Below are 13744 nucleotides of genomic sequence, written 5' to 3'. Positions count from 1 at the left end.
CGTCATCATCACTGTGAAAGTGCCCGAGGAGAAGACGTGGATTCCCGATTGAATGCTTTTCTTGAACGCGCCGAGTCGGTTCTGGCGCGAATCGAACCACTGTTGCCGGCACCGCGCCCCGTCATTGACTGGAACACATGCCTGGCAGCGCGCTGGCAGCGTGACGGTCGCAGCGGCTACCTGTTGCCGCTGGAAGTCAGCCTCGACATGCGTCTGTCCGACCTGATCGGCGTCGACCGGCAGTTGGAGCAGTTGGGGCGCAACACACAACAATTTCTTGATGGCATGCCGGCCAACCACGCCTTGCTCTGGGGCTCGCGCGGTACCGGCAAGTCTTCGCTGGTGCGTGCGTTGCTGGCCGAGCACGCCGCTGCCGGCCTGCGTCTGATCGAGATCGAACGCGATCACTTGGCTGACCTGCCACGGGTGGTCGAGCAAGTCGCCAAATTGCCGCAACGTTTCGTGCTGTTCTGCGATGACCTGTCGTTCGAATCCGGCGAAGGCGACTACCGCGTGCTGAAAAGCGTGCTCGACGGTTCGCTCGAGCAGGCACCCGACAACGTCTTGCTGTACGCCACTTCCAACCGCCGCCACCTGGTGCCGGAAAAGGAAAGCGACAACGAAAACTGGAAGCGCGTCGACGGCGAGTTGCACCCGAGCGAAGCGGTGGAAGACAAGATCGCCCTGTCCGACCGTTTCGGTCTGTGGCTGTCGTTCTACCCGTTTACCCAGGAACATTTTCTCAACGTCGTCGAGCACTGGATCGGCCAGTTGGCCGCCAAGGCCGGCCTGAGCTGGCAGCGCGACGAAGCACTGGACATCCTCGCCGTGCGCTGGGCCACCGGCCGCGGTAATCGCAACGGACGTTGCGCGTATCAATTCGCCCGCTACTGGGTGGGACTGAAATTGCTGGAGCACAAGGCATGATTGATTTGCAACAAAGCGGCCAGGGCCTCGAAGGCTACGGTATGTTGGCCGCGCAACTGGAATCGCTACTGGCGGACGAACGCGACTTCATCGCCAATGCCGCGCAGTTTTCCGCATTCCTGTTCAACCAGCTCGATGATCTGAACTGGGCCGGTTTCTACCTCAATCGCAACGAAGAGCTGGTGCTCGGCCCGTTTCAGGGCCAGATCGCGTGCGTGCGCATCCCGTTCGGGCGCGGTGTGTGCGGCGCTGCTGCTGCCAGCCTGCAAACCCAGCGCGTCGAGGATGTACATGCCTTCCCGGGCCACATCGCCTGCGACAGCGCGTCCAACAGCGAACTGGTAGTGCCCTTGGTCAAGGACGGACGCCTGATCGGTGTGCTCGACCTCGACAGCCCGAAGCTGGCGCGTTTCGGCGCCGAAGATCAGGCCGGCATCGAGCAACTGGCGGCGATTTTCCTGCGCCTGACCGACTGCTGATCAACCGCTGAGGCCAGCCTTGTGCAACAGGCTGGCCGTATCCACGCTGTCGATTTGCGCGGGATCAAGAAACCGCGTCGCGTACTGCATGTACACCCCCTCGTTGATGAACAGGCCGAACAGCGGCGCATCGATGTGCGCTTCACGGCACATGGTCGCCATGATCCCCAGCGCCTCGCTCAGCGACTTGGCTTTCTTGTAAGGGCGATCGGCGGCAGTCAGCGCTTCGAAAATATCGGCAATCGCCATCATCCTCGCCGGCAGGCTCATTTCCTCGCGCTTCAGCCGTTTCGGATACCCGGTGCCGTCCATTTTTTCATGATGGCCGCCGGCGATCTCGGCAATGCTGTCCAAGTGACCGGGGAAGGGCAGGTGGCTGAGCATCATGATCGTCTGCACCATGTGATGGTTGATGATGTAGCGCTCTTCGCGGGTCAGCGTGCCGCGGGCGATCTTCAGGTTGTACAACTCGCCGCGGTTGTACTTGTACGCGGGCACATCTAGTTTGAAGCCCCAGGGGTTGTCCTCGGGGATCAGCTCGTTCTTGTCACGTTCGATCAGATGCTCGGGTTTGTCGGCCAGCAGACTTTCACTGACGGGCAGCAGCTGCGCAGGGGTTTTCGCCTGGCGGCGGTTTTCTTCCCAGGACACACCGAGGCGATCATCGAGGGTGCGCAGCCATCTGCGTTGCGCCACTCGCTCGAGACGTTGCAGGTCGGCCTCGGCCATGGCCTCGCCACCGAGATTGCAGCGGGCGACAAAGGCGAAGTCGTCGTCGAGCATCAGCAACTCACTATCACGGGCGCGGGCCACCGCCGCTTCGTCTGCACCGCTTGCCAGCGTCTGCCAGTAGTTGATCCACACGTCACGCTTGAGCACTTCGAAGCGGGTGCGGATTTCGTGGATGCGGTCGTTGATGGTCTCGAGCTTGGTGGCTTTGTCGACCACGTATTCCGGCGTCGTGACCTTGCCGCAATCGTGCAGCCACGCTGCGATGTGCAACGCCTCCCATTCATCCTCGCTCGGCTGGTAGCCGCTGAACGCCGGGTCCTGGCTTGCCGCAGCGGCCTGGGCGAGCATCAGCGTCAATTCCGGAACCCGCTGGCAGTGGCCACCGGTGTAGGGGCTCTTGGCATCGATCGCGCTGGCGAGCAGTTGGATGAAGGCATCGAGCAGTTGTTTCTGCCGCGCTTGCAGACGCTGACTTTCGATGCTCACCGCCGCCGCGCCGGACACCGCCTGCAAGAAGGCGATACGATCGGGGCGCAGCTTTTCCAGATCGCCCGGCGCGCCGCTGTCATTGACCAGCAGAATCAGCAGGCCGATGGTTTCGTCGTGCTGGTTGTGCAGGCGGATACCGATCAAGTGGATGCGCGGTGATTCCATGGCCAAGAGGATTTTCTGCAAGTCGCCGGCCTGATCGAAGCCCAGATGGCTGACGGTATTGTTGGCGCTGGCCAGTTGCTCGAACCACGCCGGGCCGGTGTTCTTATGCAGCTCGCGTCCCTCAATGTCGAACGCCTCCAGCTTCCGCGGCACGCCATCAATCACCAGTCCATAAGGTTCCATGCGCGCGCCGTCGGCTTCGCGCAGGTAGATCAGACCGGCCTGTGCCTGAGCGATCTGCACGGTTTCGAACAGCACGCGTTCGAGTAGCGGGGCAAAACGGGTTTCGGCGCAAAGGCTGTCGGTGATGCGGAAGAAACTGCCGAGGGTTTCTTTCATCCGCGCCATCGACAGGCTCAATCGATCGACTTCCAGTACGGGCGAGCGGCGCGCCAGCGGAGAACTGAAGTCGAAGCTGCGGATCGCGTCGGCTTCTTTGACCAAGGCATGCAGCGGCTTGACCAGAATCCGCGAAATCACCCAGCCCAATGGCAGGCACAGCAACAGGATGGCGAGGGTGATCAGCGCGCCTTGCCAGCGCATCCGGAACGCATCCACCAGTAATTCGTCTTCCGGCACCAGCAGCGCCAGTTGCAGGCCTTTCGGCCCGCCTTCCTCGATGCTGGTGCGCGCGACGATCCATTGCCGGTCGTTTACTTGCAGACGCTTGCCGATAGTGTCGGAGCTGAGCAGCGCGTTCAGCTCAGGGCTGAGATCGGCCGCTCTGGCCAGACGCGCAGTGCGGTCATCGACGATCAGGCGATGGCTGTCGTGATACGCCACGGCGTTGCCATCGGTGTCGTACAGTGCGATCTCTGTCGAAGGCGTGACCCGGTGCTTGCCCAGGGCGGTCGACAGCGAAGCGAGGGTCAGGTCGGCGCCGATCACGGCATTCTCGCCGCTGCGCCGGGCCAGCGTGGTGCCGACATTGTGGGTCGAGAAAAATACATAGGGCTCGGTGGTTATTTGCCCGGCCTGTTGCAGGGCGTCGCTGAACCAGGTCCGGCTGCGCGGATCGTAAGGCTCTTCTGGATGATCGCGGCGGCTGAGCGGCGTCAGCGCCTGATCAAAGAACAATGATTGCGAGCGTACAGTGCCTTGCGGCTCGTGCTCGATGCTCCAGACCTGATAGGCCGCCGCTTCCGGCGCCTGAAGCTGTGTCTTGAGTTCCGCCGTGCGCAGCGCGCGCACCATGAAGAAATCACCATTGGCGTAACCCAGATACAACGACGCCAGCGCCGGGTTATCGGTGAGCGACTGGCTGAAGGGTTTGAGCAACGGCAGGCGTTGTTGCAGATCGCTCGCGTGGGCCGCCGGGGTGTCCGCCAGCAGGCTCAGCAGGTTGCGGATCGGCTGATAGGTTGCCTGCAGATCGAGGCGTACATCCTGCTCGATCCGATCAAACAGCTTTTCGCTGCTCGACAGGATGATCTGCGTGGTCTGGTGGTAATTGAACAGGCCCAGCACCACGCCCGTGAGCAATAAAAGAAAGGTGAACATGACGCTGATGTGCACGTGCAGAGGCAACCGGCGTTGCTCGGGGCGCAGTGGGCTGTGCATTGCAGGCTCTCCATGGATGTTTAACTCACTGCTCAGCGTCCAAGCATAGTTAAGACTCGCTGACTGTGCCTTGATCGGCCAGGGTCAATTGCTGCTGCAGGGCCTGCGCCAGTTCGAGCATCGCCTGGCTGGTTGCCGCCCAGCGACGGGCAATCTCCTGTGGCGCGAGCGCTTGCTCGCAAGCGGTCTCAAGCTCATCACAACATTCAATCAGCCGCGAGGCCTGCGCGATGCGTGCTGCGCCCTTGATCTTGTGCGCAACCACCGCCAGCGCTTCGCGATCATCCTCGGGCGACAGCCTGAGCAGTTCCTCGCGGTCGAGGCGGCTGCTCTTGAGCAGTTCCACCAGCATGCGTCGGGTCTGCGCCGGGTTGTTGCCGGTCAGCAAGCTCAGACTTTGCAGATCGAACACCGAGGCCGGTGATGCCGGCGTGATGCCGTCGATCCACTGTCCGAGCAGGGTCAGACTCAACGGTTTGAACAGGCAGTCGTCCATGCCGGCGAGCTTGCAGCGCTGGACTTCTTCCGGCTGGGCATTGGCGGTGAAACCCAGCACGGTGCACGGCGGGCGATGGTTTTGCAGTTCAAGCTGGCGAATCCCACGGGTCATCTCGTAGCCGTTCATCAAGGGCATGTTGCAGTCGACGATCACCAGATCGAAATGATCGGCCTTCCACCGCTCAAGGCCGCTGCAGCCATCTTCGGCAATGCTGAAGCGATGTCCGAGAAATTCCAGTTGCTGACACATGAGCAGACGGTTGGCCGGATGGTCGTCGACAACCAGGACATGTAACGGCATGGTCGCGGGCTTGATCAACGGTTCGCTTTTCGGCGGATTCGCCTTTGCCGGCAGGCTGTCCAGCGGCAGCGATATGCACACCTGAGTGCCGATGCCGGGCTGGCTGCTCAACTGCAGTTGTCCGCCCATCATTTCGCACAGGTTGCGACTGATGACCAGCCCCAGTCCGGCGCCGTTTTTTGCCTGCCGACTGCCGTTTTCCGCCTGCGAGAATGGCTCGAACAAGCGCTGTTGATCTTCGGCGCTGATGCCTGAGCCGCTGTCCTGCACGGTCAGCTGCATCAATGTTCGACCAGCAGCGTCTGCCGGGATCAGGTCGAGGGTGATCCGCACGTGGCCACTGTCGGTGAACTTGATGGCATTGCTGACCAGGTTGGACAGCACCTGCTTGAAGCGCAGCGGATCCAGATGCACATCCACAGCCGGGTGCGGCGGGTTGAAGACGACTTGCAAGGCAAGGTTTTTCTGCCGCGCTAGGCCGTCGAAGATGCGTGCAACGGAGGTTACTGTGTCGACCAGATTGATCCACTCCGGGGACAGGCTCAGACGTCCCGACTCAATGCGGGCAATGTCGAGGATATCGCCGATCAGCCCGAGCAGATCCTTGGCGGAATGGTAGGCCGTGTCGATCGATGCGCGATCGGGGTGTTGCGGATCGATGCGTCGCAGGGTCAGTTCGAGCATGCCGATCACGGCGTTCATTGGCGTACGGATCTCATGGCTCATGGTTGCCAGGAAGGTACTTTTGGCCCGGTTCGCCTCGTCCGCCTGTTCTTTGGCTGCACGCAGTTTTTCAAACAATTGGCGGCGTTCACTGATGTCTATCCAGCCGCCGATAATCCCTTGAACGTCACCGCTGGAGTCGCGGTAGGGAAGAATCCAGTGGTAAATCGTCAAACGGCGGCTGCCGATGTGCAGAGGCCGGTCGAGGATCAACGGAATGCCTTCGGCAATGACTCTCTGGTAATCGGCCTGGAATGCCTCGGCCTCGCAAGCGTTGCTCAGGGTGCCCTGCATCACGCCTTTGCCGATGATGTCCTCGCGACTGGCGTTGAACGCTTCGAGATAACTGTCGTTGCAACTTTGCAGCAGACCCTGGCGATCTCGCACGTAGATCGGGTGCGGCGTGCCGTTGACCAGCGAGCGCATGAACTCCAGTTGATCGTTCAGTGCACGTTCGGCAGCCTGGCGTTGTTTGATCTGGTGGCGCATGTAGGCGTTCCAGGTCAACAACAGCAGCAGGATCAGGCCGGCGGCTGCGACCACTTGGTAGAACAGGCGCTGGTAGTTTTGCCAGATGTTCTGTGATGCCGTGGAGTAACCGCGCCAGCGGCCGTTGATCACGCCGAGCTCCTCGGGAGCGATGCTCAGCAGCGCCTTGTTGATGATCGAGGCCAGTTCGGTGTTGTCACGTGCGGTCGCCAGCGAGAAGGCTGCCTGACTGGTGCCGATCGTGGTGGTGATTTGCAGTGGCCGATCGAATATGCGCGATGAGATGAAATAGTTGGCGATCACCAGCGAGTTCACCGCACCGTCGACATGGTTGTCGGCGAGCATCGACACGGCGCTGAACGTGTCGGGGGTTTCGATCAGTTCGATGCCCGGGAAATTCTCATGCAAGTAGGCGACCAGCGGATTGCCTTGGGCGATCGCCAGACGCTTGCCTTTGAGTTGGCCCAGATTGGTCGGGCTGTCGGCGCTTTTGCGGGTCAGCAGCACGTAGGAATTTTCCAGATACGGGCGACTGAAACTCAGGTTTTTTTCACGTTCGGCGCTGGGCAGCAGGGCGGCAATCAGATCGGCTTTGTGGTTGTCGATCTGCCTGATCATTTCCGCATCGTTGCGGCTGCGCTGAACCTCGAAACGCAGGCCGGTACGCAAGCGGATCAGCTCGAGCAGGTCGGCGCTGATGCCGCGGAAATTGCCGGCGCTGTCGAAGAAGGTCAACGGTGCGTAAGCTTCATTGACCACCACGCTGACGACGGGATGCTGCTTGAGCCACTTTTCCTCACGATCTGTCAGCTGCAGTTTTCTGTCAGTGAGCAGCAGGTCGCTGCCGGCGCTCCAGCGCTTGGCGATGTCGTCGCGCTGACTGCTCGGGATCGCTGCGAGCACCGTGTCGATGATGCCCAGCAGCTGCGGATTGCTGCGCCGCACGGCGAAGCTGAAGCCATGGGCTTCCTGCTTGCCGAAGTTGGCCATACGGACGTTGTTGAGATAGCCCTTGTTGATCATGTAATGGGTGGAGAGGGTGTCGCCGAGAAACACATCGGCCTGGTCGAAGGCCACCGCGTTGATTGCGTTCTGGTAGGACGGATAGCAGGTGATCAGCGCTTTGGGATACAGCGCTTTGATCTCGGGCACCGGCAGGTAGTGATACACCATGCTCAGGCGCAGGCCGGCGAGGCCTTCGGTCAGCGAGCGGGTTTCGTCCTCGCGGGTTACCAGTACCGGCTGATCGACCGCATAGGGTCTGGAAAGCGCGAGGTTGGCATTGCCTGCTTCGTAGCCGTTGGCTGTGCCAAGCAGGTCGATCTGGCCATCGATCAAGGCGCGAATTGCAGCCTCGCGCGAGGGAAAGCGTTGCACGCGAATCGGCAAACCGGTGGCCTGACCGAGAATCCCTGCGTAATCGGCGGTCAGTCCCTCGTAGTCCTGGCCACTGACGGTCATGTCGAATGGCGGGTAATCAGGTGCGGAGGTACCCAGTTTCAGTTCGCTGCGAGTCTGCAGCCATTGCCGTTGTGACGGCTGCAGGACAGTTTGCACGGCCTCGGTGGCCGAGCGGCTGAGCAATGCATAGTCCGGTGAAGCGCTTGGCGCGGCGAGGGCATTGGCGCTCAGGTACAGAACAGCGCTCAAGGCAATCAGGTAGTCCTTTACACGGCTGGGCATGCGGAGTCTCACACGAGTGCGTTACGTTTGGCCATCTCGATAAGTTCTACAAGGGATCTGGCTTTGAGTTTTTGCATCAGACGCTTTTTATAAGTGCTGACGGTTTTGTTGCTCAGAAACATGCCCTTGGCTATTTCCTTGTTGGTACGTCCCTGAGCAAATAACTGCAATACCATCAGTTCGCGGTCATTGACGGATTTGAACAGTTCAAGTTCAGCGTATCGAGTGTCGTCGGCGCGCACCGGATTAAGCGCTTGACTGGGGAAATAGTTATAACCGGAAAGTACCGCTTTGATTGCGCTGACCAATTCGCTCAAGTCTTCCTGCTTGCAGACATATCCCGATGCGCCGGATTGCATGCAACGAATGCCGAACAGCGTAGGACACTGCGCCGTCAGAATCAGAATCTTGAAATTGGAACCCATGGTGTTGAAGCGGGCCAGTACTTCGAGGCCGTCCAGCTTGGGGATGCTGATATCGAGAATGACCAGGTCGGGCATGCATTCACGGACCATCTGCATGGCATCGACACCGTTATCGGTCTCGCCGACGACCTTGTAGCCTTCATGTTCCAGGAGCATTCGCACGGCGAGGCGGATGACTGGATGATCGTCCACAATAAAAACGGAGTTCATAAATAGAGTCCCATGCAAGCATGAATAAAGCGCGCACCTTAGCTCAGATGCATGAGCACTCGCATGGACTGGTAGTGTCGCGACTACGTTATCGGATTAATCCTACGCGTAATGAGGAAAGAGACTACGTTGAAATTAGGTTCGGCGTAAGGAAGGGCGAGCAATCAATTGGCCGAAGATTGAAATGATCCGAAGGCCAATATTGATATTCAATTATTTGTCGGTGTTTAAAGTTGCGTTTAATCAGCGGTGTTTATTTGATCGGGTTAATGGGTCAAGCGTAGTTGAATCTCAGCTGGTTCACAGGGGCATTCAGCGAAAACTCTCATGGTGGTCAGCCGGTCAGATCAGTGACCGGCTGCCCCCTCAAGACTCAGTGACTTGAACGCCCGGTCATTTCCAGTGCCATGTCACTGGCGTAACTGTCGGTCATGCCGGCGATGAAGTCGATCATGCGTAGAAACGAGCTGTGCAACGAACCCTGCGGATCCGGCGCATTGTTGCCAAGCAAATCGAGGATGCGCCGGCTCTTGAACGATGGCGTGCGGCCGTTGTGTTGTTCCAGTGCGGCGCCGCAGAACGAATTGAGCAGAATCTCCAGCGTGGTATACGCGCCGATCTCATGCAGGGTCTTGCGCTTGTCCTGGAAGATCTTCTTGCGCGCGATGTCCTTGGCGTTCAACACGCAGCGCTTCGCCGGCCCGTGCATGTGTTCGACCAGATCGCCGTGCAGCGTGCCGGCGAGCAGAGCATCCTGCTGTTCGACAAATGCCCGCGCCGCCGCGTTGGTCAGGTGCTCGATGGCCTTGCCGCGCAGGATCGCCAGTTTACGCCGGCGGGAATCCTGCGGGCCGAGCTGGCGATAGGTTTCCGGCAAATCGTCGCCGACCAGACCGAGCAGCAGTGACTCGACTTCGGCGTATTCGAGCAACTCCATTTCCAGACCGTCTTCGAGATCGATCAGCGCATAGCAGATGTCATCGGCCGCCTCCATCAAGTACACCAACGGATGGCGTGCCCAGCGCTGGTCTTCGATTTGCGGCAGGCCGAGCTTGTGAGCGATCTGTTCGAGCAGCGGCAGCTCGCTCTGATAGCAGCCGAACTTGTGTTTCTTGTAGCCGAGGGAGTCGGCGTGGCGCGCGGTCCACGGGTACTTCAGATAGGTGCCCAGCGTCGCGTAGGTCAGGCGCGTGCCGCCGTCGAACTGGTGATATTCCAGCTGCGTAAGCACGCGAAAGCCTTGAGCATTGCCTTCGAAATTGAGGAAATCACCACGCTCGGCCTCGCTCATGCCGTCCAGCCAGCCGCGCCCGGCGGCTTGCTGGAACCAGTGGCGGATGGCGTCTTCGCCGGAATGGCCGAACGGCGGATTGCCGATGTCATGCGCCAGGCAAGCCGATTGCACGACCATGCCGAGGTCGGCCGGGTCGCACCAGTCTGGCAGCGCGCTGCGCAAGGTTTCACCGACACGCATGCCCAGCGAACGGCCGACACAGCTGACTTCCAGCGAGTGGGTCAGGCGGGTATGAATGTGATCGTTGCTGGTGACCGGGTGCACTTGGGTCTTGCGCCCGAGGCGGCGAAAGGCACCGGAGAAAATGATGCGGTCATGGTCTTTGTGAAAAGGGCTGCGGCCGAGTTCTTGCGGGCTGTGCAGCGGTTTGCCGAGGCGTTCGCGGTTGAGCAGGGTTGGCCAATCCAAGGCTGAATCTCTCCGTCTGGTGACTGATCGTCCTAGCTTCCCGGTTCGGCCCTGTGCCTGCAAGCAGAACTACAGGCCTGCTGCGTCGATATCGATCAACAGCAAGCGTTCACCGTTATCGAAAAACTGTCCGGCAGTCAGGCAATACTGGTTGCTGGTGGCATCGCGATAGGTGTTCGACAGGGTCAGGCGGCGTTCTTCCCAGCCTTCGGCCAGCAGATGATAGAAGTACGGTCGCCACGACCAGTTGTGCCCCAGATAGCGGTCATCGGCGAACCAGCCGTCATGGCGCCATTCGAGGTTGGGCGTCAGTTGCGTGCCGTGGCGGTCGCACTGATAAAAGCGCAGCAGCCAGGGAAACGCCTGCAATTGCGGCAATGCACTGAGCGGGGCGCGGGCCTGGGCCCATTGCTGCAGAATCGCCATCAGTTCGCTGAGCTGCTGACGCATCTGCATCAGCCTTCCGCGCTCGCTGAGTTTCTGTTTTACGTAGCGCTGCCTGAGTTGGGCGAAATGCGCGACGAAAGCATCCGTAGCGAAGAATTCCTCCTGCGCCCGGGCGAAGAGAAATCCCTGCACATAGCGCGAACCGCACTCCAGGGCGAAATTCAGCTGTGCTTCGGTTTCGACGCCTTCAGCGATGATCCAGCAGCCGGTTTTCTCGGCCATCTGGGCGAGGGCCTTGACCACATCGCTGCTCGGTCCGCCGAGGGCCGCGGCCTGAAACAGGCGCATGTCGAGCTTGAGAATGTCCGGTTGCAGGGCCAGCACCCGATCCAGCTGCGAATAGCCGGCGCCGAAATCATCAATGGCGATTCTCGCCCCTGCGTCACGGTAGCGCCCGACCACGTGGGCCAGGCGTTCGCTGTTACCGCCCAGTTCGGTGATTTCGAAAACGATGCGCTGCGGATCAACCTGGTGTCGCGCCAATTGCTTGAGGCTTGGCAGCGCTTGATCGGCGCGCAGGCGACTGATCCAGCGTGGCGACATGTTCAGGCTGAGGAACCACTCCGCCGGCGCTTCATGCAGGCGGCTGAGGGCGTGGTCACGGATCTGCCGATCGAGACGGCGCAAGGCAGTGGCCGGGGTCCGTGGGTCGGCGAACAACGGTCCGACCGAGGTCAATTGACCGTCGCTCTGGCGCAAGCGACCGAGTGCTTCGACACCAGCGATGCGGCCGGTGGCGGTATCGATGAAAGGCTGAAAACAGGCGAGCGGTTGCCCGTCGATCACGGCAAGTCCTTAATCTTGTTTTTGGTTTGGCCGCGCTTGCCGGATAGGCACGCGGGATGGAATCTCCCGATAAGGAGATTCATCCCGGCGCTATTGCAAGAATGTAGCCAGATGGGCGCTTCAGCGTTTGCCCGAGCTGTGCATGACCAGTCTGATCAGCGGCCCAAGCGTCGTGCCCAGACGCAGCAGTCGCGTCAAACCGCCACCACTGCTGCGTTTCGAGCCTTTGCCGGTGAGGAAACCCAGCAGCGTCACCGCCGCCACGCCCCACAACGGCGCGTGCTTGATGCCAAAACCGTCCTGCACGTTCTGCTTCATGCCACGCATGCGCTGCAACGGTTGCAACACTTGCGCGGTTTCGTGGCGGATTTCCTGACGGTGCATTTCCATGCGCAGGCGGATCAGCGCCTTGCGCATTTCCCGGCGTGAGCTGTTGTGCGGAAGTTCAGGCAGGCTCATGGCAGCAGGCGCTCCCGGTCGTTGGCCAGCTCTTCGAGCGTGCCGTGGAAAGGCGAGGATTCATCGAAAATCGCCGCTTTGAGGCGCAGGCCGCAGAAGATCGACGCCAGCGTGTAAAACACGCACAGGCCGATGATCGCTGCCAGGCGGTAGGTGTCCCAGAAGATGATCATCACCAGCGTCGACAGACCCACCAGCAACAGCAGGGCAAACACCAGCGCCAGGCCGGCGAACAGCAGCAGGCTGACAGTGCGTGATTTCTGCTCCTGCAGTTCGATGCCGAACAGTTCTACATGACTGTGCAGCAGTCCCAGAACGGCAGCGCCGAGGCGACGTGTGGAGGAGGCGGTGCCCGTAGTCGGGCCGGATTCACCGATCGACATGATCAGCGCCGAGTTGCCAGCAGGCCGATCAGAAAGCCGACGCCCGCAGCGATGCCCACCGATTGCCATGGGTTGGCCGATACATAGTCTTCAGTAGCGGTGACCGCCGCCTGACCGCGTTCGCGCAAGGTGTCTTCAGTCACTTTCAGGGTTTCCCGGGCACGCAGCAGGCTGTCGTGAATCTGGGCACGCAGCTCATCGGCCTGATCGCCAGCGAGGGTCTTGGTGTGCTCGAGCAGGCGTTCGGTGTCGGCAACCAGAGTCTGGAAGTCGTTCATCAGGATTTCTTGAGCAGTCTTTGCCTTGATGCTGGCCATGGGTGGATCTCCGTAGGTGGCTTTGAAGCGTTCGAGTATGAGCCTTGCGCGAAGGTTCAGTGCAAATGCCTGGTACAACTTTTGCTGTGTCGTGGTGCGTCGCTCGGCGTAGGTGCGCTGTTGCCGGGCGTCCAAGCAGAAAAACTCTAATTCATTTGCCGGCGGTCCGTGTTGGGACATCGATTCATGCGCCAAATCAGTTCGTCGACCCTGCCGTTGAAAGACTGGTGAGTCGTAATTTGGTGCATGAAATGCCCGCATGAACCGCTTTGGTGCCTTTTAGCCTTGGGTCTGCCTCCTCATGGAAAATCTGCAAAGCGCTGTGGACACGCTGGTTCACAGCTCCAACACGTTGTTCATTCTGATCGGTGCGGTGATGGTACTGGCGATGCACGCCGGTTTCGCCTTTCTGGAGGTCGGCACGGTCCGGCAGAAGAACCAGGTCAACGCGCTGGCGAAAATCCTCAGCGACTTCGCCGTCTCGACCCTGGCCTATTTCTTTATAGGCTATTGGATCTCCTATGGCGTCACCTTCATGCAACCGGCGGCGGTGCTCACGGCTGACCACGGCTATGGCCTGGTGAAGTTTTTCTTCCTGCTGACCTTTGCTGCCGCCATCCCGGCGATCATTTCCGGCGGCATTGCCGAACGCGCGCGTTTCGTCCCGCAGTTGTGCGCGACGGCGCTGATCGTAGCGTTTATCTATCCGTTTTTCGAAGGGCTGATCTGGAACGGCAACTTCGGCTTGCAAGGCTGGCTGGCGGCGCAGTTTGGCGCGGCATTCCATGATTTCGCCGGCTCGGTGGTGGTGCATGCCGTGGGCGGTTGGCTGGCGTTGGCCGCTGTTCTGCTGCTCGGCCCGCGCAATGGTCGCTACCGCGATGGGCGCCTGGTCGCGTTCGCGCCGTCGAGCATTCCGTTTCTGGCACTGGGCTCGTGGATCCTGATTGTCGGCTGGTTCGGCTTCAA

At 60.2% G+C, this 13744-nt stretch carries 11 protein-coding genes; 3 read left to right on the top strand and 8 right to left on the bottom strand.

The genetic code is table 11. The annotated features are described in order from the left end of the window. Positions 1-36 precede the first annotated feature (36 nt). Complete coding sequence (locus OQK_RS01840; RefSeq protein ID WP_016770851.1) at positions 37-927, top strand: ATP-binding protein; 891 nt, start codon at positions 37-39, stop codon at positions 925-927. Further along, positions 924-1406: a GAF domain-containing protein gene (locus tag OQK_RS01835; RefSeq protein WP_016770850.1), complete on the top strand. Its 483-nt coding sequence runs from the start codon at positions 924-926 to the stop codon at positions 1404-1406. The genes OQK_RS01840 and OQK_RS01835 overlap by 4 nt, the downstream gene beginning before the upstream one ends. On the opposite strand, the gene OQK_RS01830 is transcribed toward OQK_RS01835, so the two are convergent. The 8 genes from OQK_RS01830 to OQK_RS01795 all read right to left on the bottom strand — a co-directional run bounded on the left by OQK_RS01830 (position 1407) and on the right by OQK_RS01795 (position 12775). Further along, on the bottom strand, positions 1407-4352 hold the full coding sequence (locus OQK_RS01830) for an HD domain-containing phosphohydrolase (protein ID WP_016770849.1): 2946 nt from the start codon (positions 4350-4352) through the stop codon (positions 1407-1409). Between the two features lie 49 nt (positions 4353-4401). Beyond that, positions 4402-8046, bottom strand: a complete 3645-nt coding sequence (locus tag OQK_RS01825; RefSeq protein ID WP_016770848.1) for a transporter substrate-binding domain-containing protein — start codon at positions 8044-8046, stop codon at positions 4402-4404. A gap of 8 nt (positions 8047-8054) precedes the next feature. Continuing rightward, positions 8055-8681, bottom strand: a complete 627-nt coding sequence (locus tag OQK_RS01820) for a response regulator transcription factor (RefSeq protein WP_016770847.1) — start codon at positions 8679-8681, stop codon at positions 8055-8057. A 373-nt stretch (positions 8682-9054) separates the two neighbouring features. Then, positions 9055-10383 carry a deoxyguanosinetriphosphate triphosphohydrolase gene (locus OQK_RS01815; protein WP_016770846.1) on the bottom strand — a complete coding sequence of 443 codons (1329 nt, stop codon included), beginning with the start codon at positions 10381-10383 and terminating at the stop codon, positions 9055-9057. A gap of 69 nt (positions 10384-10452) precedes the next feature. Further along, complete coding sequence (locus tag OQK_RS01810) at positions 10453-11616, bottom strand: EAL domain-containing protein (protein ID WP_016770845.1); 1164 nt, start codon at positions 11614-11616, stop codon at positions 10453-10455. A gap of 120 nt (positions 11617-11736) precedes the next feature. Continuing rightward, positions 11737-12075: a hypothetical protein gene (locus tag OQK_RS01805; RefSeq protein WP_016770844.1), complete on the bottom strand. Its 339-nt coding sequence runs from the start codon at positions 12073-12075 to the stop codon at positions 11737-11739. Then, on the bottom strand, positions 12072-12458 hold the full coding sequence (locus tag OQK_RS01800) for a phage holin family protein (RefSeq protein ID WP_016770843.1): 387 nt from the start codon (positions 12456-12458) through the stop codon (positions 12072-12074). Before OQK_RS01800 ends, OQK_RS01805 begins: the two co-directional genes overlap by 4 nt. A 2-nt stretch (positions 12459-12460) precedes the next feature. Then, entirely contained in the window at positions 12461-12775 is a 315-nt protein-coding gene (locus tag OQK_RS01795; RefSeq protein WP_016770842.1) for a DUF883 family protein, read from the bottom strand. Positions 12776-13076: 301 nt separating this feature from the next. Here OQK_RS01795 and OQK_RS01790 point away from each other — a divergent pair. Further along, positions 13077-13744: ammonium transporter (locus OQK_RS01790; RefSeq protein ID WP_016770841.1), on the top strand; the 668-nt coding region annotated here is incomplete at its 3' end.

It is taken from the genome of Pseudomonas sp. R62 (genome assembly GCF_000257605.1).
GTDB classification, from domain to species: domain Bacteria; phylum Pseudomonadota; class Gammaproteobacteria; order Pseudomonadales; family Pseudomonadaceae; genus Aquipseudomonas; species Aquipseudomonas atacamensis.
The sequence above is the reverse complement of the archived record's forward strand: the minus strand, read 5'-3'. Positions and strand labels throughout refer to the sequence as shown.

Bases quoted from the DNA above. Each gene is read 5' to 3' on its own strand.
- OQK_RS01835 (WP_016770850.1), top strand. From the start codon at position 924: ATGATTGATTTGCAACAAAGCGGCCAGGGCCTCGAAGGCTACGGTATG.
- OQK_RS01830 (WP_016770849.1), bottom strand. From the start codon at position 4,352: ATGCACAGCCCACTGCGCCCCGAGCAACGCCGGTTGCCTCTGCACGTG.
- OQK_RS01825 (WP_016770848.1), bottom strand. From the start codon at position 8,046: ATGCCCAGCCGTGTAAAGGACTACCTGATTGCCTTGAGCGCTGTTCTG.
- OQK_RS01820 (WP_016770847.1), bottom strand. From the start codon at position 8,681: ATGAACTCCGTTTTTATTGTGGACGATCATCCAGTCATCCGCCTCGCC.
- OQK_RS01805 (WP_016770844.1), bottom strand. From the start codon at position 12,075: ATGAGCCTGCCTGAACTTCCGCACAACAGCTCACGCCGGGAAATGCGC.
- OQK_RS01800 (WP_016770843.1), bottom strand. From the start codon at position 12,458: ATGTCGATCGGTGAATCCGGCCCGACTACGGGCACCGCCTCCTCCACA.
- OQK_RS01795 (WP_016770842.1), bottom strand. From the start codon at position 12,775: ATGGCCAGCATCAAGGCAAAGACTGCTCAAGAAATCCTGATGAACGAC.